The 24752-nt window shown below is 39.6% G+C and carries 23 protein-coding genes and 1 riboswitch; of the genes, 11 read left to right on the top strand and 12 right to left on the bottom strand.

From position 1 onward, the window contains the following. Positions 1-50 precede the first annotated feature (50 nt). A complete protein-coding gene (locus FD16_RS02690) occupies positions 51-2183 on the top strand; it encodes an LTA synthase family protein (RefSeq protein WP_010621485.1) in 2133 nt (710 codons plus the stop codon). Between the two features lie 505 nt (positions 2184-2688). On the opposite strand, the gene FD16_RS02685 is transcribed toward FD16_RS02690, so the two are convergent. Beyond that, the gene (locus FD16_RS02685; protein ID WP_029508317.1) at positions 2689-3687 is read right to left on the bottom strand and encodes an NAD(P)/FAD-dependent oxidoreductase; all 999 of its coding nucleotides are present in this window, start codon (positions 3685-3687) and stop codon (positions 2689-2691) included. Between the two features lie 163 nt (positions 3688-3850). On the opposite strand from FD16_RS02685, the gene FD16_RS02680 reads away from it, so the two are divergent. Next, a complete protein-coding gene (locus tag FD16_RS02680) occupies positions 3851-4810 on the top strand; it encodes a nucleoside hydrolase (protein ID WP_010621483.1) in 960 nt (319 codons plus the stop codon). A 492-nt stretch (positions 4811-5302) separates the two neighbouring features. On the opposite strand, the gene FD16_RS02675 is transcribed toward FD16_RS02680, so the two are convergent. Both FD16_RS02675 and FD16_RS02670 read right to left on the bottom strand, forming a co-directional pair. After that, positions 5303-5932, bottom strand: a complete 630-nt coding sequence (locus tag FD16_RS02675; RefSeq protein WP_010621482.1) for a L,D-transpeptidase — start codon at positions 5930-5932, stop codon at positions 5303-5305. 21 nt (positions 5933-5953) lie between these two features. After that, a complete protein-coding gene (locus FD16_RS02670; RefSeq protein WP_010621481.1) occupies positions 5954-6601 on the bottom strand; it encodes a hypothetical protein in 648 nt (215 codons plus the stop codon). A gap of 134 nt (positions 6602-6735) precedes the next feature. Further along, positions 6736-6824: riboswitch (TPP riboswitch) on the top strand. A 112-nt stretch (positions 6825-6936) separates the two neighbouring features. Here FD16_RS02670 and FD16_RS02665 point away from each other — a divergent pair. From FD16_RS02665 to FD16_RS02655, 3 genes are read left to right on the top strand one after another with little or no spacing between them, the layout of a single operon-like run. Next, a complete protein-coding gene (locus tag FD16_RS02665; protein WP_010621480.1) occupies positions 6937-7503 on the top strand; it encodes an ECF transporter S component in 567 nt (188 codons plus the stop codon). A 9-nt stretch (positions 7504-7512) separates the two neighbouring features. Further along, positions 7513-8898, top strand: a complete 1386-nt coding sequence (locus tag FD16_RS02660) for an ATP-binding cassette domain-containing protein (RefSeq protein WP_010621479.1) — start codon at positions 7513-7515, stop codon at positions 8896-8898. After that, the gene (locus FD16_RS02655; RefSeq protein WP_010621478.1) at positions 8898-9557 is read left to right on the top strand and encodes an energy-coupling factor transporter transmembrane component T family protein; all 660 of its coding nucleotides are present in this window, start codon (positions 8898-8900) and stop codon (positions 9555-9557) included. Before FD16_RS02660 ends, FD16_RS02655 begins: the two co-directional genes overlap by 1 nt. A 198-nt stretch (positions 9558-9755) precedes the next feature. Here FD16_RS02655 and FD16_RS02650 read toward each other — a convergent pair whose 3' ends face one another. Then, entirely contained in the window at positions 9756-10424 is a 669-nt protein-coding gene (locus FD16_RS02650; RefSeq protein ID WP_010621477.1) for a YczE/YyaS/YitT family protein, read from the bottom strand. Positions 10425-10581: 157 nt separating this feature from the next. On the opposite strand from FD16_RS02650, the gene FD16_RS02645 reads away from it, so the two are divergent. Next, the gene (locus tag FD16_RS02645; protein WP_235778154.1) at positions 10582-11586 is read left to right on the top strand and encodes a LacI family DNA-binding transcriptional regulator; all 1005 of its coding nucleotides are present in this window, start codon (positions 10582-10584) and stop codon (positions 11584-11586) included. Positions 11587-11590: 4 nt separating this feature from the next. Here FD16_RS02645 and FD16_RS02640 read toward each other — a convergent pair whose 3' ends face one another. Next, on the bottom strand, positions 11591-12625 hold the full coding sequence (locus FD16_RS02640; protein WP_010621475.1) for an SDR family NAD(P)-dependent oxidoreductase: 1035 nt from the start codon (positions 12623-12625) through the stop codon (positions 11591-11593). Between the two features lie 114 nt (positions 12626-12739). Between FD16_RS02640 and FD16_RS02635 the strand changes: the two genes are divergently transcribed. Both FD16_RS02635 and FD16_RS02630 read left to right on the top strand, forming a co-directional pair. Next, positions 12740-13276 carry a TetR/AcrR family transcriptional regulator gene (locus FD16_RS02635; RefSeq protein WP_010621474.1) on the top strand — a complete coding sequence of 179 codons (537 nt, stop codon included), beginning with the start codon at positions 12740-12742 and terminating at the stop codon, positions 13274-13276. A gap of 94 nt (positions 13277-13370) precedes the next feature. Continuing rightward, positions 13371-15347 (top strand): cation:proton antiporter, encoded by a 1977-nt coding sequence (locus tag FD16_RS02630; RefSeq protein WP_010621473.1) that lies wholly within the window; start codon positions 13371-13373, stop codon positions 15345-15347. Positions 15348-15929: 582 nt separating this feature from the next. Here the strand turns inward: FD16_RS02630 and FD16_RS02625 are convergent. The 6 genes from FD16_RS02625 to FD16_RS02600 all read right to left on the bottom strand — a co-directional run bounded on the left by FD16_RS02625 (position 15930) and on the right by FD16_RS02600 (position 21474). After that, positions 15930-16868: an ABC transporter substrate-binding protein gene (locus FD16_RS02625; RefSeq protein ID WP_010621472.1), complete on the bottom strand. Its 939-nt coding sequence runs from the start codon at positions 16866-16868 to the stop codon at positions 15930-15932. 62 nt (positions 16869-16930) lie between these two features. Further along, on the bottom strand, positions 16931-17920 hold the full coding sequence (locus FD16_RS02620; protein WP_010621471.1) for a FecCD family ABC transporter permease: 990 nt from the start codon (positions 17918-17920) through the stop codon (positions 16931-16933). After that, the gene (locus tag FD16_RS02615) at positions 17917-18900 is read right to left on the bottom strand and encodes a FecCD family ABC transporter permease (protein WP_010621470.1); all 984 of its coding nucleotides are present in this window, start codon (positions 18898-18900) and stop codon (positions 17917-17919) included. Before FD16_RS02615 ends, FD16_RS02620 begins: the two co-directional genes overlap by 4 nt. Further along, positions 18897-19688 carry an ABC transporter ATP-binding protein gene (locus tag FD16_RS02610; RefSeq protein ID WP_010621469.1) on the bottom strand — a complete coding sequence of 264 codons (792 nt, stop codon included), beginning with the start codon at positions 19686-19688 and terminating at the stop codon, positions 18897-18899. Before FD16_RS02610 ends, FD16_RS02615 begins: the two co-directional genes overlap by 4 nt. 5 nt (positions 19689-19693) lie before the next feature. Beyond that, positions 19694-20203, bottom strand: coding sequence for a flavodoxin family protein (locus tag FD16_RS02605; protein WP_010621468.1), 510 nt, complete (start codon positions 20201-20203; stop codon positions 19694-19696). A 386-nt stretch (positions 20204-20589) separates the two neighbouring features. After that, on the bottom strand, positions 20590-21474 hold the full coding sequence (locus FD16_RS02600) for an alpha/beta hydrolase (protein WP_081479599.1): 885 nt from the start codon (positions 21472-21474) through the stop codon (positions 20590-20592). Between the two features lie 73 nt (positions 21475-21547). Between FD16_RS02600 and FD16_RS02595 the strand changes: the two genes are divergently transcribed. Genes FD16_RS02595 through FD16_RS02585 form a run of 3 tightly spaced genes read left to right on the top strand, consistent with a single transcriptional unit; the run spans position 21548 to position 23762 of the window. Continuing rightward, entirely contained in the window at positions 21548-22465 is a 918-nt protein-coding gene (locus FD16_RS02595) for an alpha/beta fold hydrolase (RefSeq protein ID WP_010621466.1), read from the top strand. Between the two features lie 14 nt (positions 22466-22479). Further along, a complete protein-coding gene (locus tag FD16_RS02590) occupies positions 22480-22896 on the top strand; it encodes a helix-turn-helix domain-containing protein (RefSeq protein ID WP_010621465.1) in 417 nt (138 codons plus the stop codon). 11 nt (positions 22897-22907) lie between these two features. Then, on the top strand, positions 22908-23762 hold the full coding sequence (locus FD16_RS02585) for a hypothetical protein (RefSeq protein ID WP_010621464.1): 855 nt from the start codon (positions 22908-22910) through the stop codon (positions 23760-23762). Between the two features lie 513 nt (positions 23763-24275). Here the strand turns inward: FD16_RS02585 and FD16_RS02580 are convergent. Beyond that, entirely contained in the window at positions 24276-24749 is a 474-nt protein-coding gene (locus FD16_RS02580; RefSeq protein WP_010621463.1) for a hypothetical protein, read from the bottom strand. Between the last annotated feature and the right edge of the window lie 3 nt (positions 24750-24752).

The raw sequence follows: 24752 nt of genomic DNA, 5'->3' as shown, positions 1-24752 counted from the left end.
TGATTTAGTGCTTTTTTATTTTATTTTGAGAATGTGAGGATCTTAACCAGATGCATAAATTAAATGCGATGAAAGACACTAGAATGGGCTTTTTTACCATTCTTGTCTTTCTTTTTTGGTTAAAAACACTTTTGGCCTACTTCGTTGATTTTCGATTAGGTGCGGAAGGATTTTTCCAATACTTTATTTTATTAATTAATCCATTTGCGACAACTATTTTTCTATTTGGATTAGCGTTTTACTTCAAACGGTCACGTTTCTTTTACCCAGTCCTAATGGCCATCGATATTGGTAACACAGTATTACTGTATCTTAACGTGATTTATTTTCGTGAATTCACCGACTTCATGACCGTTGCAACGATGACCGGATATTCAAAGGTTGACCAAGGTCTCAGCGGCAGTTCACTGGCACTGACCAACGTTCACGATGTTCTGTACTGGATTGATATTGTAATCATCCTTTTATTGATGCTGTTTCGTAAAATTAAATTTGATCCACGCAGCATCAATCATCGAATGGCGTTTGCCATTAGCTCAATGGCAATTGTTTTATTTGGGGTAAACCTATCTTTAGGTGAAATGGATCGGCCACAACTACTGTCTAGAACTTTTGATCGAACATACATCGTCAAATATTTGGGTATTGATGCATTTACTGCATATGATGGCATTAAATCACAGCACACTAGTAACGTTCGTAAGCCCGCTACTAAATCTGAGCTTAAGGACGTCAAGAAGTTTACTGATGCTCACTACGCGGCACCCAACAAGAGCATGTATGGTATTGCCCGGGGACGAAACGTCTTTGTGATTCACTTGGAGAGTTTCCAGCAATTTTTGATTGATAAAAAAGTAAACGGCAAAGAAGTCACGCCATTCTTAAATTCAATCTACCACGGTAATAACACATATGCATTTGATAACTTCTTCCACCAAGTCGGTCAGGGAAAAACTAGCGATGCTGAAAATATGCTGGAAACTAGTACTTATGGACTGTCTCAAGGATCATTATTCGCCACTCTAGGTAGTGACAACACGTTCCAGGCCGCCCCTGCCATCTTAAATCAGCGTGCAGGTTATACGAGCGCTGTCTTCCATGGTAACGTTACCAGCTTCTGGAATCGCAACAACGTGTATAAAAACATGGGGTATCAGTACTTCTTTGACGCCAGTTACTATGATACTTCTGGAGATAAATCAACCGGTTATGGTCTAAAAGATAAGCTGCTGTTTAACGACTCAATCAAGTATCTGGAACAGTTGCAACAACCATTCTACGCTAAGTATATTACCGTCACGAACCATTTCCCTTATGATTTGGATTCCGAAGATGAAGATCCTAACTTTAAGACTGTCGACACGGGTGACAAATCTGTTGATAATTACTTTGTAACTGCTCATTACCTTGATCAGTCGTTGAAAGAATTTTTCACCTACTTGAAGAAAACCGGTCTATACAACAAATCGATCTTCGTAATTTATGGTGATCATTATGGAATTTCGGATTCTGAAAACAAAAAGTTGGCACCTGTGCTTGGCATAAATTCTGACAAGTGGAACGATTTTGACGATGCACAATTGCAGCGTGTCCCACTAATGTTCCTCATCCCCAACTCCGGCAACCATGGTCACATTATTAACACCTATGGTGGTGAAATTGACGTATTGCCAACTCTAATGCATTTGCTTGGTGTCAGCTCGAAGCGCTATATCCAATTCGGAACGGACCTCTTCTCTAGTCAACACGATCAAGTGGTGGCATTTAGAAACCAAGATTTTGTAACTCCGACCTACACTAGCTTATCTGGGGTGGTTTACAATAACAAGACTGGTAAGAAGGCCAAGCTTGACAAGAAACAGCAGACACAAATTAAAAAAGATGGTAACAAAGTCAACAAGGAACTTAGTTTGTCTGATTCATTAAACACTAAAAACTTACTCCGTTTCTACCATCCAAAAGGCTTCAAATCGATCAACGCTTCGAAGTACAATTACTCAAATGGCCTCGATAAAGAGATTAAAATTGAAGATCAATTGAAAGGTAAATCAACGAGTTTGTACTCTGAAAATGGCAACCAGAGTACTGTGAGTGAATACTCAACGGATGCTCCAGAGTTGAATCACTCATCAACGGATTCAAACCGGATTAAGATTACTAACCCGGATGATAATAAGAATTAGAGTGTAAAAAAGCACGTTTAGATGCTGTTGATACAACGAAGAAGCTGGATAATTGCTCGCCCTTTGAGCGATTATCCAGCTTCTTTGTTGTATCATGAGCATCTGTGCTTTTTTACACGTTTTAGCATCATCAGAATATTTTAAGAAAGGTTGCTCCATTTCAAATAAGCAAAGGCAAACACGATTCCTGAACTTTAGGGATTGCATCTGCCTTCGTTTATTTGATGTGGAGCGGTTTTGGAAAACACGTTTTGTCAAGTTTAGTATGTTGTGATCAGGGATCATGTTTGTTACTGATTTTTGTGCAATCGTGTCACAAATACTTGATCATATAGGATTTATTGAATAACCTCGCTACTCAACACTTTTACACAAACTTGCTGAAACGTGATGCAAGAGACTGATCCACATTAAATAAGCCGGAAGATTATGAACCCAAGTTCAGGGTTCCCAATCTTCCGGCTTATTTAAGACGTCACAACCCGTCTCTTGCATCACTCTGTTCTTACTTTTTTCGTGAAGCCAACGAAGTGCTGTGCACTGGTGCGTGCCTATCTGGGTACAACTGCTTTGATACCGCACTAATCGCCGTTGGTGCCTCTCCAAAAGCCGACGCAATCAATTTTATCTTGCCATCATAATTGATGCCATCACCAATCGCATAAACACCTGGTACACTCGTCTGCATATTATTTTTTACCACGATATCGTGGCGTTCCTGTTCTAGATCCAGCGACCAACTCGTCAATGCCTTGTTGTCCGACGTAAAGCCATAGTTTACGATCACATCATCTACATCAAGTTCTTTTTCATCATCCGAACGCATCTTCTTCATCGTTAAATGCAGTGATTGGTCGTCATTTTCTTCAATGTCTTTAAGCAAGTATGGCAATTCTAGTGCAACGCTAGATTGTTTTAGTTTCGTTACTTCATGTTCAAGACCACGGAATTTCTCTCGTCGGTGCATTAAGTGAACTTCTTTGGCTACAGGTTCCAGCATTAATGCCATATCAATGGCGGAATCTCCACCACCAGCAATCAATACTCTTTGATCACGAAAGTCATCACGATGTTTCACCGCATAGAACAATTTTTTGCCCTCAAATTGTTCAGCACTGTCAATTGCTAATCTACGCGGTGAAAATGCACCATTCCCTAAGGCAATAATCACCGTCTTTGAATACGTCGTTGATTTATTAGTTACAATTTTAAATCCACCATCAATTTTAATAACGTCTTCTACTGTTTCTTCTAGACGCTGATCAACTGGTGCTTGAGTCATTTGTTGCTCCAACTGATCAACCAAGTTTTGTCCTGTCACGCTAGCAAAACCAGCAACATCTAAGATTTCTTTTTCAGGGTATAAAGCACTAACCTGGCCTCCCAGTTGTGGCAGGCTTTCAATTAGTTGCGCCTTTAATTCTCGTAAGCCGGCATAAAAAGCTGCAAACATTCCAGCTGGGCCACCGCCGACAATTGTTACATCGTAAAAGTCTTCCATCACTTTTCACCTTTCATCTCTCGGAATTTAAAATTAAATGTCCATTAGAATTATTATAACAAGTTTAGATTAGATAGTTAACTTAACTTTTTGTTTGTCTTTTCACACAAAGTTAGCTATTATTAAGAGTACAGAAAAGGCTTACAAAGCCAATTGGAGGTATTTTATGGCAACAAAAAAGATGATTCTAGATCTCGATACAGGTGTTGATGACGCACTGGCGATCGCATACTCGCTAGCAGCACCCGATGTTGATTTAATCGGAATTGTAAGTTCATATGGTAACTGTCTGGTTGAACAGGCCGGTGAAAACAGTTTAAAGTTGTTGGAATTATTGGGTGCAACTGATGTTCCAGTGTTCTTAGGAGCAAGCCACTCAAGCACAACTGATCATTTTGACGTAATGCAGGTCAGCAAGGACATTCATGGTAACAACGGTATTGGAGAAGTTGATTTACCAAAGGCAAAACGCCCAATTGAAACTCAATCAGCAGTTGATTTTCTGATTGAGTCAGCTCATAAATATAGCAAAGATTTGATCTTCGTACCAACTGGTCCTATGACTAACCTTGACGCAGCACTAACCAAAGATCCGGAGATTGCCGATTTAATTGGTAATGTTACATTCATGGGTGGTGCTTTAACCGTTGAAGGAAATGTTACGCCAGATGCTGAAGCAAATATTAACCAAGACGCTGAAGCTGCTGATCGCGTAATGCGCAGCAACTTAAATATTACAATGGTTGGCCTCGATGTTACTCTACGCACACTGTTAACAAAGGCTGAAACCACTGTTTGGCGTAACTTAGGTACTGATGCCGGCAAAAATTATGCCGACATTACCGACTTTTACATTGACGCGTATTACAAATTGGACATCGACAAAAATGGATGTGCTCTACACGATCCACTAGCAGTTGGTGTGGCACTGGATCCATCATTCGTTCAAACGATTGACTTGAACATGCAGGTCCTGCATGACAAAGATAACTACGGACGAACAGTCGGTGACAACGCCCGTCTGAACGACCCAACAACGAACGTAAAAATCGCGGTCAACGTTGATAAGCAACGTTATCTTGATACATTCATGAATTACTTAACAGGATTGTTTGTAAAACATTAAGATCAGAGTGTGGAAGAGCACGTTTTGAGACTGGTGTATAAGAATAAAAGGAGGATTGATTGTCGCACTTTGACAATTGATTCTCGCTTTTATCTTATACGTTAAGTCTCAGTGCTCTGCAACACGTTTCAGATCAGAGTGTGGAGGAACACGCTTTGAGACTGGTGTATAAGAAAAAAACGAGGATTGATTGTCGCACTTTGACAATTGATTCTCGCTTTTATCTTATACGTTGAGTCTCAGTGTTCTGGAACACGTTTCAGATCAGAGCGTGGACCTGAAACACATTTAGTCTATAAAATATTAAAGAGTTGAGGAAAATCAAATCCTCAACTCTTTTTATAAACCATACTACCAAATCGACTAGTCTAGTCGTGCTCCAAAAGCCAGCTCACTACACTTACCCAACAATCAAATTCATCCCCAAAACCGAGATAATTTTGATTGTTATGTTAATGCTCATGAACTAATCGGCTTCTTTCATAATTATTTTTAGTGCACCACTACCTTCATACCCTCTGGCACATTCTCATAGACCCACTTGGCGTCTGGAATCGTTAACTGCACGCAACCATGTGATGACGCCTTTTTACCGATATTATCTGCTACCGACTTTTTATAGTTACCGTTAGCATCTACAGGCACCGTGTGGAATAAATACTCGCCATGATTTTTCCACGATACGTAGTAATTAGCCCCTTCTTTTTCACTTGCGTTGTAGAAATGGGTTCCGCGTTCTGCTTGGATATGGTAAGTTCCTCGTGGTGTCGAATTATTCTTGCCAGTTGAGCAATACATCGTGTATAAAATCTTGTTATGATCTGCACCATCGCGGATGTAAACACGCTGTTTTTCGATGTTAACATCCAGCCACGCTTTAGGATACTTATCCAAGTCTGGATAAGCTTTTGTCTCAGAAGATTTAGTCCAATCAACTGTCTTACTTTCCTTGCTTGAACTATTGTTCGATGTGGCACTAGACTCACTGCTACTGGAAGCTGCACTACTAGTGTTACTAGACGCACTAGCTCCTGCCATCATCAGATAACCGCTGACGGCAATCAGTGCAATTAACACACAACTAATAATTATTTTGTATCGTGCTTTGATATGTTTAAACAATTTCTCTTTGCCCCTCACATTTTAATTAAAATCTGAATGGCGAAAAATTCTTCGATCCTGCCAATTGATAAACCAGCGCAAATAAGCTGCCTCACTTATTTGCACCCAGATATATCCTAACATCAGTGTCGCAATTGTATCCATTAATCCAACTTGCGCTTTTTGCATTACTATCACAATTGTGAGCATCGCAAAACAGAACAACACTAACATTAAGATCCACCCTGTTGATCGGCGAATCAATGGAATTACCGCAACATATACCGCATAAACAAGTAATATAATGCTGAAAACTGTCCCATTTAAAAACGCAAAGGCTGCGTGACCGTGTATGATCAGATGCAACATCAGCGAAATAATTTTCAGTCCAATCTGCCCTATAAAAAACATCATCAGTACCCACGCTACAATCATCTTGTGCTTTTTACCCCAGAGGACAAACCACAAGCCAATGATATACAAACTACACGTGAGCGGAGCTGACAATACCCCAATTAATATTCCCAAAACATGTGGAATTTCTATGAATTTCAATATTATTTGGCGACAGACTTCATTTAGTAAAACGATGGTGGCTGATTTATGACACAATAACCACACCAATATCAGCAATAGTACAGTAGCTAAGCCGATATTTATCAAACGTTCCCGCGATTTGACAATATACATGAAATCTCATCCTTTTTTGAAGTTCACACCAAGGTATTATACTATTGACGATCTAAATAGTAATCAAAAATCTTGCCATTTAACTGAAAATTAATTGCAATTTCACGGAAAATCAATTATATTAACTGTAAATCATATTACATCTGGGGTGCCTTTTGGCTGAGATATACCCATAGAACCTGCTCTGGTTAGTACCAGCGAAGGGAGATAGAAATAGACATTATTTTTCACGATTTAGTGAATATTTATTGTGCGTCTCTCCGCTGTCGGAGGGACGCTTTTTTCGTTACCCGACGATGCGATTTGATAATTTATTTTTAGGAGGATTCACTCAGATGAATCAAAAGAGAAAGCTTCATGTTCGGGATATTATTTTACTGGCGTTAATTGGTATATTGTTTGGCGCCATTTTTATTGGTACAGACTTCGTCTACAACGCACTAACCGCTATGTTAACACCATTTGGTTTAGCACCAATGGCTAACGATTTAATGATGGGTCTGTGGGTCATGGCCGGTCCACTAGCCGGATTTATGATTCGTATCCCAGGAACCGCATTTCTTGGTGAATTTTTGGCATCAGTTGGTGAAATGTTTTTCGGCGGGCAATGGGGTGCAGCAACCTTGATTTCTGGGGTTGTCCAAGGAATTGCCACTGAACTAGGATTTACCATTACCCGCTATCGCTATTACAACTGGATCACCCTCACCATCACTACAATTACCACGACCATTTTAACTTTTGGCTGGGATATGCTTAGAAACGGATACGCAAAATTTGATTTTCAATTATTAATTATTTTATTCGTTGCACGTTTGATTTCAACATTCATATTTGGCGGCGTCTTTGTCAAAATTATTAATGGGTTACTTAGCAGGGCTCACGTACTAGCAACAAGATAGGACTTATTTATGACGGCAATTAGCGTATCACATCTGACATTTGAATATGATGATCAATTACCCACAATTGAAGATGCGACGGTCAATATACCTAGTAGCAAGTTTTCACTCCTAGTTGGACCATCTGGTTGTGGCAAATCTACACTGTTAAAAATCATTGCCAATCTATATCCAGATTTTGGTGGCACAATATCTTCTGGTAGTGTCAAGATTGAACCCAATCAGCGCGTAGCAATGATGTTTCAAGATCCTAGTCAACAGTTTACACTAGACACCCCGCGGCATGAGATCATCTTTGCACTGGAAAACTTACGGTTAGACCACGATACGATCGACCAACGGATTCAAGATGCTTTAAATTTTTGCAACATAGAATCACTTGCAGATCGTCAATTTGGCACTCTATCTGGTGGTGAAAAGCAAAAGTGTGCGTTGGCAGTGATGATTGCTATGAATAGTGATATTTTTTTACTTGATGAACCATTTGCGAGTGTTGATCCTCAATCCCGTAATCAATTAATTGAGCGTCTCGCAGTTTTAAAAGATCAATATAATAAAACAATCGTGGTGACTGACCACGATCTAACTGGATATGAAGAAGTAGTTGATGAAATGTACCGGTTCGACGTGATCCGTCACAGAATAGAACATTTATCTGAAGACGAAAAGCACAAAGTTCTGGCAGATCATTTTTCCATTCATCATGTGCCGGTCACGCTACCTAGTGATCAAGAACACTCAGTGATCGAACTCAGAAACCTTCAACTAACACGGGGTACTACAACCCTTGCAGATATTGATTCATTTAATTTTTACGATCAGCAAATTACACTGATCACCGGTCAGAATGGTATCGGCAAGTCAACTCTATTCAGTGCGATCGCTAAGTTATTCAATTACAAGGGCGTAATTACGCTTAACCATACGAATATTCAAAAAATCCGTCCGGCCAAATATCACCAGCAAATTGCAATGGTATTTCAAGAAGCCGCCAGTCAATTTGTGGACGTGACCGTCAATGAAGAACTCGAATTGAGTAAAAAGCATCGATTATCTAATTATTTTTCCGATCAAATGATTAACGATGCACTTAATAGTTTGGGACTATCAGGATTTGGCGAAAGAGTGGTATATTCGCTCAGCCAAGGCCAGCAAAAGAAATTACAAATTCTATTGATGTTAATCATCAGCCCCTCAATTCTGTTACTGGATGAACCATTGACTGGCCTGGATGAAAAGTCAATTACTGGTATTTTTGATATTTTAAAAAAAAGCTGTGAGGCCCAGCACCAAACAGTGATCATGATTAGTCACCAGCTGACTAAGTTAAGCCAGTGGGTCGATCATCATGTTCTATTTAGCAACCAAACGTTAACATACCAGGAGGTGATTTAATGAATCCAACAATCAAATTGGCACTCATTCTAATCGCTTCACTGGAAATTTCCTTCACATACAATCTGCCGGCCAATCTTTTAGTTATTTTGATCAGCGTTACCTACTTGTTTTATCATCGAATTCATGGAAAGACACTGGCCTGGCTCGTTATTGTACCAATCATTCCAGCATTTGGTCTGTTTACCACCATTTATTTTTTCAGTAGTCAACATGATTTAGCCACCGCATCAGCGCTCTTTACAAGGATGTATGCCTACGTATTTGCTGGTGCTTCATTTTCACTGACCACTAAGCCACTAGATTTAGCTCACAGTTTGGAACAAAACTGTCATCTACCCTCGAAATTTGCATATGGAACGTTGGCAGCATTTAACATGTTGCCTAAAATTAAACAGACGATTGTCACCATTAAAAGTGCTGCCGCTATGCGTGGCGTCAATCTCTCTTGGTGGTCACCTCATCTTTACTTTAAGGCTATCTTAGTGGCAATTAACTGGTCCGAAAATTTGGCAATGGCAATGATTTCCCACGGATTTGTGGAAGATCAACCGCGTAGTGCGTATGAATTGGTTCAGGTGAAAGCGCGAGATATTACCTGGATGGTTGGACTGTTGATCGTGTTACAGGTACCAATTGTTTGGCAGATTATGAATTAATAAAAACCAGAAATTCGAGATTTTTTCTCGAGTTTCTGGCTTTTTTGATGTTTGTTTTGGTTTGATTTGGTTTTTAAATTTGATTTGCTGAAACGTGTGATGTAAAGCAGATGTCGGCCATGTAAGCCACCAATGCCAATATTCAAACCCAGAATATTCGCATTGGTGGCTTACATTCTGACATCTAACCGCTTTCCATCACACTCTGACGCCGATGTCCACATGATGCTTCAACCTTGGGAACACATGGGTGTCCGACCATTTCATCATTTCTCCTTGTGCCACTAGCGCCAGTATTGTACCAAAATTGACTGCGTAGATTTGATGTGTAAAAATAACCGCTAAAACCGTGACCACTACCGGTGGAATGTAGCTGGCCCACTGCCCCATCACTGATGAATTATGCATGAACTTGAATCTTAAAATGTATGACAAGTCGTCGTTAGGATGCATAATCAGGTTAGAGCGTTGATAAATCGAAACAGCAGCTGAAATCATTGCGATTCCAATGACATCCAAGATAATGTGCGCTGCTAAATTAAGACGTGGCACCCCAATCCAGTCCCAAAAAGTCGTTACGTACTGAACCAAGTAACTAAATGGCACTGTAAACATCAGGTTTGAAATAAACCGGCGCCGATCAAAGTGACCGATGAATAATTGATTAGCAATCGTCACCAATACACCATAGCAAAACATTGTGGTGCCAAGCGGCACTCCAATCCAATTAGCAAGGTTTACCGAAGAAGCCGCCCACACAGCACTGCCCATATTAGTAGAAATTGTCAGTGCAGTCCCCACAGAATTCATGATCAGTGACACAATTAAAAAGAATAATCGTTGTTTAAAATCTTTTAGTCTTGGCAAATTGACACCCATCTTTCTGATTTAGATTAATTTACAAACATTGATAGCTAACATGCTTTATCCTAATCAGTTCAGATGCTTTGTTCAATTTTATTTAGTTGCTAGTTTAAATTAGTTTAAATAGTTTTATGATATACTGTCCGTGATTGGGGATGACATGATGATTAAATTAGAAGATATTGCAAAATTAGCTCACGTGTCTAAGGCCACAACATCGTTAGCATTAAATGATCGACCTGGTGTCAACGAAGCAACTCGGCAGCGTATTAAGTCAGTTGTGAGCCAGTACGGCTATAAGCCACTGCGAAAACGCAATGATGTTTTAAACTTTGATCTTGTAGCAATTAAATCAGCCAATATCCTAACCGCCGACTTTAGTGAACAGCCCTTTTTTGAAAAGATGTTGGCACTGTTCTCGAATGAAGCATCCAATTTTAATGTTCATTTGAATACCAGTATTTTAGATATGCAAGATTTAAGAAAAGGTAACTACTCATTAACCGGTGATGGTGCTTTCTTGATTGGCACCGACTTATCTGAAGAGGCTGCACGTCTAGTACAAGAGTTGCAACCAAATCTAGTCGTTGTAGATACCAACTTTCCAGTGATGGATGCCAGTTTTGTCACCATGGATAGCTACCAAGGAAGTTATAAATCTGCTGTTTACTTAGCCAACCAAGGATTTAAAAAATTGGGTTACATCAAATCAAGTTTCAGAATGTACAATTATGACCAACGGCGCTTGGGATTTGAAGACGGACTAGCCTCTGTTAATTTAAAATTGGATGAGGATAACGTCTATCAATTATCACCGATTAGCACCACCCCACAACCTGATGAGGTATCACCCATCGTGAACAGCTCTCGTTTACCCGAAGTGTTCTTTTGTGAAGACGACTACCTAGCGCTTTCACTGGTCAAAATCTGCCAGCAACATCACTTACGCATCCCCGAGGACATTGCCATCATGGGATTCAATGACAATCGTGAAGATAAGTTAGTGTATCCGGAAATTTCTACCGTCCATGTACCTATGAGAGAAATGGTTCGCCAAAGCCTACTCACACTCACGAAATTATTGAGTGGCGAACTAACCGCTAACGTTAAAATATTTGTTAGTACGAAAATTGTGGAAAGAGGGTCAACGGCAAAATTGGACTGATTAGCTACTCAATATCAAATTTTACCCCAGATAGTTTTTCACCTAACTTCCATAAATCAGTAGCTTGCTGTGAATCAATTGACCAAGGTCGAGCACCAAATTTCGAATTACTATTTGCATCGACAGCCGTACCAATATTAGAGTCCTCAATAAAAACACCACCCTTATCATTAAGTAAGGGACTAGTGGCCGCCCATAATATATCGGCAGCTCCTTGATGGACGTTTTTGAAATAATCATATTCAGTTTGACCATGCAACCGAGCTTCAACCGAATTCTTGGTGCTGATTGCTCGTGTCAACTGAAGATCATTCATCACAAATCCTAAGAACTTTTGTAACTGAGCGTTACGATTAACAAATCTCCCAAGGCCGGTTCCCGGTACTAATCCTGGATGAACCGCAAACGCTCTGATACCATCCTTTTGAGCCCGCCTATCAAGTTCAACTGCAAATAAAATATCGGCAGACTTGGACTGCGCATATGCCACATGCGCATCATATTCGCGTCGCACAAAATTCGGGTCATCGAAGTCAACGCCATTCCAACTTTGAGCTCGTGAAGTAACAATCACAACCCGTGCATTTCCCGCTTTTTTTAAGGCTGAGTACAAATAATTAGTTAGCTGAAAGTGACCGAGATAATTTGTCGACAATTGTGATTCGTTGCCACGCTGATCTCTTCTCAATGGCGCAAACATGATACCAGCGCATTCTATTAATAAATCAAGCTGTTCATGGTGCCGGTTAAAATTCTCTGCAAACTGTTGAATTGATTTACCATTCATCAAATCAAGTTCGCCAAACTCGACATTGTGCAAATTACCAACTGCGTTCTTTGCCTTATCAATTGTTCTAGCAGGCACAATCACATTCGCACCAGCCCTAACCAGTGACTTAGTAACCTGCAATCCAATACCACTATAGCCACCAGTGACAATTACCGTCTTACCTTCTAAATTAATATTTTTCATCACCTGTTTACTTGTCGCCTTCATAGTGAATGGACTGTTAATTGGTTGTTGAGGTGTTTTTGTCATTTTTTTGTCCTCCCTGGTGTTACACTTGTAACGTTTACTGGAATCATGATATACTCACCCAGAAGTAATGGCAAGCAGTTATCCCTGAGCCGTTACACAATGGAGGTATTTGTTATGGCAAACCCATATAGTAAAGAGCAAAAACAACTAAGCCAAGAAAGCTTACAAATTGCGTTATTTTCACTAATGAAAGTTAAAAAGTTCAATGAGATTTCTGTCAGCGAACTATCGAAAAAAGCTGGCATTTCACGAATGGCTTTTTATAGAAACTACGACTCCAAAGAAGACGTTCTTGGCGATTACTTTGATCGTTCAATTTTACCGTTTTATCAATTTTTGAACCAAATTGAAGACAAACAGCCAACTATGATCAGTCGTTCATATTTTGAATATATTGATCTTCATAGTGAACTATTTGAAGTTATCATTAGTAGTGGTGCAGAATCATTGCTCATTAGCCACTTCACCCATTTTGTTAGTAAGTTTTACTTAGATAATGTTTCTTCCATCCCCTTTACGGGTGACTACGCCCGCTATTGGAATAGTTTTGTGTCAGCTGGACTTTACCAAATGACCATTGACTGGATCAAAGACCAAAAGAAAACCCCAATCTCACTTTTGGCACAAGTGGCGAGTAAATTAGCGGGGTAAATTATTTTAACAGACAATTATTTTATTCGTTATTGCTTATTTACAAGGCTTTTCTGTTAAAATTAAGCCAATCAATATTACGAGGCAAAAAATTATGTCAATCATTATTTCAGTCACTTTAATGGTCATCGCCGTTGTGTTTGCTAACATTATCGGCTTAATCTGGGACAAGGTACCTCTTGCAATCTTTCAAATTGCAACTGGCTTAATTTTATCTGGCGTACCAGAGTTTAATATTCACCTAAACACAGAAATTTTTATGTTGGCGATCATTGCACCACTCATGTTCAATGACGGACAAAACCAATCTTTAAGTAAGTTAGGCCGTAACTTATCCACCATGCTTTCAATGGCGGTGGGGTTAGCAATCGTCACAGTCATTATTGTTGGTTTTGTCATGCATTCAGTCTGGCCAATTGCAACTCTACCAGTTGCCTTTATGATGGCCGCAATCATTACTCCAACCGACGCGGTGGCGGTTAGTTCAATTACTCAAAATGTAGTGATGCCAAAACATGTGAATACCGCACTAGAACACGAATCACTTTTTAATGACGCATCAGGAATTGTGATTTTTGATTTAGCACTGAGTAGCATGGTTTCAGGGAATTTTTATGTAGCCACGGGCATTCTTTCGTTCTTAAAGGCCTTCTTTGGCGGATTAATCATCGGCTGGGTGATTGGTATGCTTCTTATCAGCGTGCGAATGTACTTAACACGAAGTCATACCGACGTCAGCGCGATCGTTATTCCGATCAACGTCATGACGCCACTAATTGCTTATTGGGTTGCCGAACAGTTAGGTGTTTCAGGCATCCTAGCTGTGGTTGCAGCCGGATTGGCGCATGGTTTGTTATATGATCGGTTACAACTTACCTCCACTAAATTACAAATTGTATCTAGAACTACATGGGACATCGTTTCTGATGTTTTGAACGGGTTTGTGTTTGTGTTGCTGGGTGCAACCCTCCCCTCCGTTATTGCTTCTTCAAAACTAACCCATATCAGTTTCCTGATTGGAATAGCTGTAATGCTATACGTAGTCATGTTCATCATTAGATTTCTATGGATTAAATTGAACTTTGCCCACGTGAATCAGAAGGATCAGTCTAATACTAAAACTGCACTCCAAGTAGCAACTGGTGGCATCCACGGAACTATTACCTTAGCAATGGCATTTTCGATTCCCGCAACCATTAATGGAACTAGTTTTGCATTACGGAATCAATTGATTTTTATTGCCGCACTGGTTATTTTAATCAGCATCCTTGTTGGAACAATTATTTATCCGATTGTCCTTGAGTCCAAAACGACTAGTTTTTCTGATGATGAACTTAATACGACTCTAAGTGAAATGGTCTATGCAGCACTTGAGTCTTTGCGTGAGAATAATCCTGCATCACGTGAGGTTGAACAAGTCAGCCAAGTGATTAGTAGCCAAACTAATTTTAATAATAGAATTAACCGAAAGGATTACATGCAATTAGCCCAAAAAACTAACGATGTGGTTTTAAAAAAGATCGATGATATGGCTGATCGTGGTGAAATAACCGAAGATGTCCATCAACTTTATCAGAGAATTATTGGACACCAAGCCGTCACAAATGGGCCAACGGGTTTTCGTGGATTTTTAAAAATTGCCAATCGTCAAATCAAAAGATATTGGCACCAACGTAAATTTCGCAGGATGCGTCGCAAAAAAGGTTTTAAGCCGCCAGTAAACCGTGAATTACATGGTAATCAGGAAGAAGTAAAAGCACAACGCCAGCAATTAGTTGATGCGATGAAAACAGTTAATCAAGCCGTGATTGACTACCTTAATTCGATTCAGACTAGTGATAATATCAACCTTGTTAATCTAGTCAAAAATTCGTATACTCAGCGAAGCCAGCAACATGGTAGCCAATTAGACGAAGATCTCATCGCTTCACTTTACATTGAAGTATTCCAAGCCGAGCATACATTTGTTCAACAGGCCTTAGCTAAACAAAAAATCGTTCCAGAAATGGCCAATATGTTGAATGAACAAATTTCAACTGATGAACTGGTTTATATGCAAGGTAATATTTAGGTTGAAAGCTCAATGCCGCATGAGGGCGTTGAGTTTTTTTAGTGTTCGGAAATTGTAAATGCTAGTGATATGGCGAGTGGCCCCATTAATCTTAAGTTCATCTCTCGCGCCACTTTTTTTGCTGAAACGTGTAAAAACACGCAGATGCCCATGATATAACGAAGCCCCACACCAATCGTAAGTTCATCTCTCGCGCTACTTTTTTGCTGAAACGTGTAAAAACACGCAGATGCCCATGATATAACGAAGCCCCACACCAATCGTAAGTTCATCTCTCGCGCTACTTTTTTGCTGAAACGTGTAAAAACACGCAGATGCCCATGATATAACGAAGCCCCACACCAATCGTAAGTTCATCTCTCGCGCTACTTTTTTGCTGAAACGTGTAAAAACACGCAGATGCTCATGATATAACGAAGCCCCACACCAATCGTAAGTTCATCTCTCGCGCTATTTTTTTGCCAAAACGTGTAAAAACAAGCAGATGCTCATGATATAACGAAGCCCCACACCAATCGTAAGTTCATCGATTAGTGTGGGGCTTCGTTATATCACCAGCATCTTAACGCGTGTTTTTACAATCTAGTTGGCTTTAATCATTGCATTCGTCACCAGCTTCATCTGTCCCTTTACCGCTGCTGGATCGTAATAATACATTTTATTGAATGGCAACTCAATTACGTGGCCGTCCTTAACTGCCTTTAGGTTTTCCCAAACCGGATTACTCTTCAAATCAGATACAGCTTGGTCGTTACCCTTTGATGTTGAACTGTAGCTCGTAAAGAACACCCAATCTGCTGAGTACTTGTCTAGCGACTCTGTTGAAATTTGCTTATACCCTGCACCGTTTTGAATCTTTTGAATTGAGCTTGGCAACTTGAACTTCAAGGCTGTGATAAGTGCCTCGCCACCACGACCCCAACTGCTACCATCGACATACAACTTATTGTCTTGCATTTCGTACATGCCAACCGTTGTTTTGGCTGGGTCAATACCAGCCGCCTTTAGTTTTGTCGTTTCAGTCTTAGCTGTGTTCTTCAATTCATTAGCAACCTTTGTTGCCTGCTTTTGACGATTAAGAATGTTACCAAATTTCTTTAATGTTTGGTAAACGTTGCCAGTTGAACCATATGGAATATAGACAACCGGTGCAATTTTCTTCAGTTTTTTAACGTCCGATTCATTATCAGTAATAATCAGATCAGGCTTTTGTTTTAGTACAGCCTCACTGCTTAGACTGTTACCCAAGTTTTTGATACCCTTTACTGTCTTTTTGCTCAAGTAAGGATTAGACAAATCCATGCTGGTCGATCCACTAACATGAGCACCCAATGACAGAATTTCACCTGTATACACCGTTGAAACAACTCGTTTTGGATGAACTGGTACCTTCACTTTGCCATCTGCAGTTTTGATTGTCCTTGTTTTATCAGCACTACTTGATTTTGCCGTTGATTTACCACATCCCGCAAATAATAGCGTTGCCATCGCAAGTACTGTTACAACTTTCCATTTTTTCATTTTAATCAATCCCTCTCTACTCTTATTTTTTAACTAACATATTTCTCTGCACTACTCAGCACTTAGTATCTAAACAATTGATACAAGAAGTATGGCATCGTAATAACTGCCACTACCAGTCCAACTGGTAATACAGACGGTAAAAATAAATTATTGGCAACCAATGTTGATAACAACATAATTACACAACCGATTAAACATGTGACAGGTAATAATACCTGAATTTTGCTGCCACACATTTTTCGGGCGATATTTGGTGCCATCAGACCAACCAGACTAATTGCACCGCCCACAGATACCGCCACCGCTGCCATACCAATTGCCATCAGCATGAGCATCCGTTTCACAAATTTTACATTTACTCCCAGGCTTAACGCCGTGAGGTCTCCTAACATAAGAACACCCAGTTCACGACTAAACCCACTCGTAATAGCAATTAAAATCACCGCTGCAATTGCATACCCAGTCAAAAAGCCGGGATCCAAATTCCAAAAGCTACCACTTAACCACACTAGTACTTTATCAAAGTCGAACTTATTGAGGCTCAATTCCACCATCAGAATAATTCCATTTAATAGCGCCGTCAGAGCAACACCACCTAGCAATATCTGCATTTTGGAACCTTCCCGATTCATGATACCAACAATTAATAAACTAATTAACGCTCCAAACACTGCAGCCACTGGTAAATATGTATCGACATTAATTGCTTTAATAATTCCTGCCAGCCCAATTAACACGACTGCTCCCAAGCTTGCTCCAGCATTAACACCTAGAATACTTGAGTCGACCAATGGATTATAGGTCAATGATTGTAAAATCAGCCCACTAATTGCTAAACAACTACCGGTAGTTAATGCTGCCACAATGTACGGCATTCGCATATCCCAAATAACGATGTTGGCGATTCGATCTGATGAATCACCAAACAGTGTTTTAATGGTGGTTAACAACGACAGATGAATGTCACCAATTGCTAATAATGCCAGACTCAGTACGATTAATAGCAAAATTGCCATTGTATAACTACCAAATATTCTTTTCATACTCATATTTGGGTCACCCTTGACCCTTTCGCAACAATGATGAACAAGAACGCACCACCAAATATTGCACTTAATGCTGATAGTGGTAATTCAGTTGGTGCCGCCAACGTTTTTGCAATTAGGTCAACAACCAGCATAAAGATCCCGCCTGCAAGCATAGTTGGAACAACGTTTCTTTCTAATGCATCTGGATGCAGATAATTAATCACTTGAGGAATCCCTAGGCCAACAAAGCCTATATTACCGGCAACCGCAACGCTAATACCTGCACAAATCACGACCATCAGAGATGCAATGATCCTAGTGACACCCGGTTTAGCTCCTAAGGAACTGGCCGTAGCATCATCTAACACTAATAACGTCAAGCTTTTACGTAACACTACGACCAGAACGATTACTACGATAATCCCCACTGTCAATAACTCAACTTGAGAATACGTGGCGCCACTAAAACCACCAACCAACAAATTGCGAAATTGAACTGAACTATTGGTTAACAAGCTTACAGCATAGGCAATACAACTAATAAAACTAGCAAAAACCGTGCCGCCTAGTATAAACCTAAGGGGATCAATACCCTGTTTAGTCATTGACAGACCAAGCACAATTAAAAAGGTTATTAATGCACCGCAAATACTTAACCACATTGTATTAAAAACAGACAGACTGATACCAAACAACGACCCAATCATCAGCGCCAACATTGCACCTGCATTGACACCTAAAATAGATGGATCAGCAATCGGATTCTTCGACAGTGCCTGCATTAGCTGCCCACTAAATGCTAACAGGGCACCAACCAGTACAACTGACAAGCTACGTGGTAACCTGATCGTCCACATAATCTTGGTTGCCATTAAATTTGGATCTGCCCAAAGCTGATTTAAGCCGTACCATTGAACTCCGCCACACAAATTAGCCACAAAAGCTAGAATCAAAATTAATAGGAGTACTCCGTTAATCCACGTTAATTTTTTTGTTTTCATTGATTCACCAGCGTTTCATAGTCCATTAGCTGTGGATACTGGCATGAGCTTTGAAATGTAATTTTCGCTTTAACCTGGAAAATATCCGCTAATAATTCTTCTGTCAGTACTTCCTTCGGTGTCCCAGTTTTAACGACTTGGCCCTCGTTAATACAAATTAGTTGATCACAGTATTGGGCAGCTTGGTTAAGATCATGCAAGACTAGTACAACCGTTTTATCTTGTGTATGGTTGAGATGCTTAAGTAGATTAAGCACATCTAGTTGATGAGTTAAATCTAAATAAGTAGTTGGCTCATCAAGCATGATTACCGGGCTATTATGAGCCAATGTCATTGCAATAAAAGCACGCTGACGTTGACCACCTGACAAAGCATCAATACGTCGATTAGCTAATTCAGCAACTTGTGCTTCTACCATTGCCTTTTTAATCTGTGTTTCACCATGTTCGTCCTTACCAAATAAGCCGTGACAATATGCGTACCGCCCAAGCTTAACCATACTTTTAACGGTTAAATCGCCAGGAACAGTAGGTGCCTGCTCCAGATAAGCAATTTGTTTAGCTCGTTGTTTAGGATTCAGTACATCAATGTCTTGGCCCTCCACGGAAATTCTACCGTGTTCAATTGGTTTGATACCACTGATTGATTTTAAAATTGTTGATTTACCACTGCCATTGGGGCCAATTAATCCTGTAATTTGTCCACTATGAATATGAACTGATTGATTGGTGAGAACATTTCGTTTCCCATAACCAACAGTAATTTGATCACCAAATATTGCGTCCATCGCCATTACCTCACATTAACGAATGTATGTAGTTGTTCTTGTTGCTTATGTAACGCTGAGGTATAGTCCGACGGTTGAACCACTTTACTTGTATCAACGTAAATCGTATCCTGGTAGTCCATCTTTAGAAACTCACATAGTTGAGACACGGCTGGTGCGATTCCTTGTGCGGTTTGGTCCGGAGTCTGTGTCCCGTTGACAAGCAAATACACTGGAATATCGGTAAAATCAAATTGACGGGCAACCATCGTGCAACGATCCAAAAATGTTTTTAGCAACCCAGTCATGTCCGACCAGTAAATTGGCGTACCAATTAGCAGAGCATCTGCATGTGATACTTCACTAACCACATCCATAAATTCATCGGTTTTAGCATGTCGTTGCTGGCCTAGCTGAGCAATCTGGTAATTCACTAAGTTCCAGTCCACCTTTGATTGTCCGTCTAACAAATATTGTGCTAATTGATATGTATGGCCCTGCGCATTTGGACTGCCATTAATAAATCCCCATTGCATAAATTCATCCCCTAACATTATAAATTAGTGTGAATTATTCTGTAATTTCTAATAAAAGTCAAGATTAACTGATTGCATCCACCCTTTTTATTGCCTGATTTTTTAATCATTTGATTACTGTAATCTCCACTAACTAATACCAACCATTACCTCACTTAAATCAGATATACCAGTGGTTGAAGTCATCCATAATAACTAAAAGTTTCTTAGCTTTTAACACCCCTGAAATCACGTCAATGAAGATTGTCAATTAATATTACAAAACTGTAACAAAATCAATTCGAGAACCATTCTAACTTAGGTTTAGAATGGTTCTAAGTTACGTTATTTATAGATTTGAACAAAAAAAGTGTAATTCCATAATCGGAAATTACACTCCACAAAAATTAATGCACATATTTATCTAAGAAAGCTTTAACATGTTGCTCATAAGCTTTCGGTTTTGTCTGGTATGATCGGGCGTGACCCGCTCCTTTTACCAACCACATTTCCTTAGGTCCGTTTGTCGCACGATAATTGGCGTAAATCATCTTAGTTGGCACAAATTTATCTTTCGTCCCATGAATAAATAACATTGGCCGTTTGTTTTTAGCCAACTGTTTTACAGAACTGGCTTGTCCAAAGAAGTATCCTGCACGAACCCGCGTTATCAGACTGACTATGTCCACCAGTGGAACACGAATAATCGTTGGTAAATGATACAACTGTTCCGCCTGATAGTTAATTTCTGTCTTAACATTGGTATAACCACAATCCTCAATGAACGCCTTAACTTGGTGTGGTAAGTGTTCACCGCTCACCATCATCGTCGTGGCACCACCCATGCTGACACCAAACATGACAATTTTACTATCTGGGTTTTTAGCAATAATCTTTTTAATCCATTTCTTATCATCAAGACGATCAGGCCAGCCGTAACCAATATAGTCCCCCTGACTTTGTCCCTGCCCGCGGGCATCTCGTGCAACCACGTTATACCCCAGTTCATGAAACAGGTATGCATAGGCGCCCATATCTTCCTTGCTCCCGTTAAATCCATGGGCAATCAACACAGTTTTATTACTTTTTTTAGCGGCTGGAATATAGTCAGCGACTAACTTATAATCGCCACCCGCAGATTTCATCGTCCATTTTGTTTTATGAACTTTTTCAAACCATAATTTTTGATGATATAATGGATCTGTCTTTTTTAAAGGAGTTTTCTTACTCAAAAAACTCTTCGGTCCCGGCACAACGGCGACGTGATAAAAATACAATCCAGCACCTAGCATTCCACCGCCCAGTGCCACAATTAAAATTGCAATCGTCCAGTACCAATATTTTTTCTTCAAAGGAGCACCTACCTTGTCTAACGAATTTCACTTTCAATCTAGTGATAACCATACCACTATTTATGCCAAAAAATGGATCCCAACACAAGCCCCAATTGGAATTATTCAAATAATTCATGGTATGGCTGAACATATAAACAGGTATGAGGAATATGCAGAACACCTTGTAAAACAGGGTTGGCTGGTTGTTGGCGATGATCACCTTGGTCATGGTCATAGTTCTCCAAAACAACTTGGATTTTTTGGTTTATCACACCCAGTTGAGCACCTGCTAACTGATGAAGTTACTTTGCTAAATAAAATGAAATATCAGTATCCAGAACTACCATATGTTATTTTAGGTCACAGTATGGGATCAATGATGGGACAAGCCCTGTTGCCAAAAATTGGTGATCAAATAGATGGTTGCATTCTAACCGGTACAACCGCTTCACACCCTGAACTTGGACCAGTATGGCCACTGGTTAAGTTATCAAATATCACAGTTCCACACAAAACAGGGACATTTTTCGATAAACTAGCGTTTGGTAGCTTTTCTAAAAGATTTAACAAACATGTTAAGTATTCGTGGTTGACGCACTCCAAAAAAATCCTTAAACAATACACAGATGACCCGTGGTCTGGTTTTGTATTTACTTATAACGGCTTTTACACGCTGTTTTCACTTACCAAGATGGCCACAACTAGTACATGGTTTAACGGCATTCCTAAGAATTTGCCAATTCTATTTGCTAGCGGAGCACATGATCCGGTCGGTAAATTTGGTCGTGGCCCGCAAAGACTATTTAATCAACTAACTAATGCACATTTTTCACATGTTACATTACATTTATTTGATCAGATGCGGCATGAAATTTTAAATGAAACAAAGCGTGGCGACGTATACGAATTTATTGATCGTTGGTTAGATAAGAATGTTAAAATGAGTTAAAGGGATGTGATGAGATGTTTCCGGAACGTTTAAGAGCCCTCCGACGAGGAGAAAATATTACATTAAAACAACTAGCTGAAGCACTGAATGAAAACCTATCAGGTGATGAAAAGGCTAATACACCATCTCAGATTGGCAATTGGGAGCGTGGAATCAGGACGCCCTCGTACATTGAGGCTAAGAAACTAGCCGAATACTTTGATGTCAGCTTAGATTATTTGACTGGCAAGACTGAAAAAGATGAATATGACCTCAGCAAGCTGTTTTTATCGGGTAAGGAACTAACGTACAATCATCGTGTTTTATCTAGTGAAGATCGTTATGAAATTTATCAATTAATCGACGGCTACTTATACGGTAGAACTCACCGCAAGGATACTGATAAGTTCTATAGCAAGCAAGAAGAACTTGATCTTAACTTAAACGACTAAACGAGGTTGCCATGAATCCAAAGCAGCGAAAAAAATTAAAAAAAATTATTAAAACTCACAAAAAATCAATGCCTAGCAGTTACATCCAACAATTAACGAAGTATGCAGAATTATTTGATGGAATTCCTGCCGTCAAATATCTCATCAACAATGTTATTGAAAGTGACCGACTATTAAAGAATGGATTATTACCACAGCCACTACCACAATTACTGCTACCTGATGATATTCAAGATACTATTTTCAAGAAAATATCAGATCAGTATCCCGCAGGAGATAAGGCTGGAGACGATTTGTGGAATCGATTTAATGAAGCATTACCAAAACTTGACAAGTTGTTACGGTCATACCGGGATTACCTTGAGACAACGTATGGTATGTGGTCATATACAAGTGCCCCATTTGTCAAAGATCTCGCAGATTACATTAATCAAAAGCCAGTGCTAGAAGTAATGGCAGGAAATGGATACATATCTAAAGGACTTAAAAATCTAAATTCAAATCAGACTATTTACACCACCGACAGTCAGGCATGGACAAAGGAAAACGAAACAGGTAAACATCCTGTCACGGAAATTGAATCACTGGATGCCATTGAGGCACTGAATAAGTATGGACAATATGTATCATTTGTCGTTATGTCATGGGCACCCGACAAACAAACAACCGATTGGCAATTGTTGCAATTAATTAGAGAAAAATATCCTCAAATCACACTAATTACGATTGGTGAAAAGAATGGTGCAACGAATTCGAAAGAGTTCTGGAGTAATGCCAAGTTCATAGATGAGGAACAAGCTGAAAGAGTAAACCGCAATTTAAAAACCTTTGATTTGATTGATGAGAGAGTTTATTTTGTAAAATAGAGTGTGGAAAACATACGGGTTGAAGCTGTGGTATAAGGAAGAGTTGGGGATTGATTGTCGAGCTTTGACAATTGATTTCCAACTCTTTCTTATACCTCAAGCTTCAGTATGTTTGGAACACGTTTCAAATAGAGTGTGAAAAACACACGGGTTGAAGCTGATTTATAAGGGCTGAATGAAGATTAATTGTCGATTTTTGACAATTGATTCTCATTCAGCCCTTATAAGTTAAGCTTCAGCGTGTTTGGAACACGTTTTATCAAAGGCACCATAAATTAAAAAAAGGCCCCAAGATCTTTCGATCTCGGGGTCTTTATGTGTATTGATATTATCTCAGGTTAAGAACGCTCCACAACGTATGATAACCGAACACCCTACATAATCCGGTAGGTAAATGTGTCCCACGCCAAAATGTCACTAGCCGCTTGCGCGGAACAATTCAAAGAATTGCCTGACTTCTCGACTCATCGCATAGATACATGCTAACATCTTTTAAACTCTGCCGCAAGTACCCTATTTTTCATCTTTATTAGCTAAATTATCGGATAAAATAGTTAATTGCTCGTCAATCCACTGCATTGCGGCAGTTGTCACACTATCAGGATCATCAGCTAACGCTGTCGCAGACGCAAGTCGATCAATTCTCAGACCAGATCGATTCAACTCCGGAGATTCACAGATTAAATAAACATTAACAGGCAATGTATCTGTGACATTTAAGATTTTAGAAATCGTTTTGCCATTTTCAAATGGCAAATTAATAATTCCTGTTTCTAACCGGACACTAATCGGATCTTCAACATTCTTAACGTCAAATTGCCATTCATACTGTGCTAAACGGTTGTCATTAATGCTTGATTGTAATGCTACGATTCCTTTTTTTATCACAGTAACCTTTGACAAATCACTCTGTGAAACGTCAACTGTCTGCTTTTCATACTGTTCATCTGTGACCTGATCGATAAAAGTCTGTACATTAAATTCCATAAG

The organism is Paucilactobacillus suebicus DSM 5007 = KCTC 3549 (assembly GCF_001434475.1).
In the GTDB taxonomy this organism is placed as follows: domain Bacteria; phylum Bacillota; class Bacilli; order Lactobacillales; family Lactobacillaceae; genus Paucilactobacillus; species Paucilactobacillus suebicus.
The sequence above is the reverse complement of the archived record's forward strand: the minus strand, read 5'-3'. Positions and strand labels throughout refer to the sequence as shown.

Bases quoted from the DNA above. Each gene is read 5' to 3' on its own strand.
- FD16_RS02610 (WP_010621469.1), bottom strand. From the start codon at position 19,688: ATGGACGCAATATTTGGTGATCAAATTACTGTTGGTTATGGGAAACGA.
- FD16_RS02630 (WP_010621473.1), top strand. From the start codon at position 13,371: ATGTCAATCATTATTTCAGTCACTTTAATGGTCATCGCCGTTGTGTTT.
- FD16_RS02605 (WP_010621468.1), bottom strand. From the start codon at position 20,203: ATGCAATGGGGATTTATTAATGGCAGTCCAAATGCGCAGGGCCATACA.
- FD16_RS02585 (WP_010621464.1), top strand. From the start codon at position 22,908: ATGAATCCAAAGCAGCGAAAAAAATTAAAAAAAATTATTAAAACTCAC.
- FD16_RS02635 (WP_010621474.1), top strand. From the start codon at position 12,740: ATGGCAAACCCATATAGTAAAGAGCAAAAACAACTAAGCCAAGAAAGC.
- FD16_RS02670 (WP_010621481.1), bottom strand. From the start codon at position 6,601: ATGTATATTGTCAAATCGCGGGAACGTTTGATAAATATCGGCTTAGCT.
- FD16_RS02665 (WP_010621480.1), top strand. From the start codon at position 6,937: ATGAATCAAAAGAGAAAGCTTCATGTTCGGGATATTATTTTACTGGCG.
- FD16_RS02620 (WP_010621471.1), bottom strand. From the start codon at position 17,920: ATGAGTATGAAAAGAATATTTGGTAGTTATACAATGGCAATTTTGCTA.
- FD16_RS02680 (WP_010621483.1), top strand. From the start codon at position 3,851: ATGGCAACAAAAAAGATGATTCTAGATCTCGATACAGGTGTTGATGAC.
- FD16_RS02645 (WP_235778154.1), top strand. From the start codon at position 10,582: ATGATGATTAAATTAGAAGATATTGCAAAATTAGCTCACGTGTCTAAG.
- FD16_RS02625 (WP_010621472.1), bottom strand. From the start codon at position 16,868: ATGAAAAAATGGAAAGTTGTAACAGTACTTGCGATGGCAACGCTATTA.
- FD16_RS02660 (WP_010621479.1), top strand. From the start codon at position 7,513: ATGACGGCAATTAGCGTATCACATCTGACATTTGAATATGATGATCAA.
- FD16_RS02655 (WP_010621478.1), top strand. From the start codon at position 8,898: ATGAATCCAACAATCAAATTGGCACTCATTCTAATCGCTTCACTGGAA.
- FD16_RS02690 (WP_010621485.1), top strand. From the start codon at position 51: ATGCATAAATTAAATGCGATGAAAGACACTAGAATGGGCTTTTTTACC.
- FD16_RS02640 (WP_010621475.1), bottom strand. From the start codon at position 12,625: ATGACAAAAACACCTCAACAACCAATTAACAGTCCATTCACTATGAAG.
- FD16_RS02590 (WP_010621465.1), top strand. From the start codon at position 22,480: ATGTTTCCGGAACGTTTAAGAGCCCTCCGACGAGGAGAAAATATTACA.
- FD16_RS02615 (WP_010621470.1), bottom strand. From the start codon at position 18,900: ATGAAAACAAAAAAATTAACGTGGATTAACGGAGTACTCCTATTAATT.
- FD16_RS02600 (WP_081479599.1), bottom strand. From the start codon at position 21,474: ATGCTAGGTGCTGGATTGTATTTTTATCACGTCGCCGTTGTGCCGGGA.
- FD16_RS02580 (WP_010621463.1), bottom strand. From the start codon at position 24,749: ATGGAATTTAATGTACAGACTTTTATCGATCAGGTCACAGATGAACAG.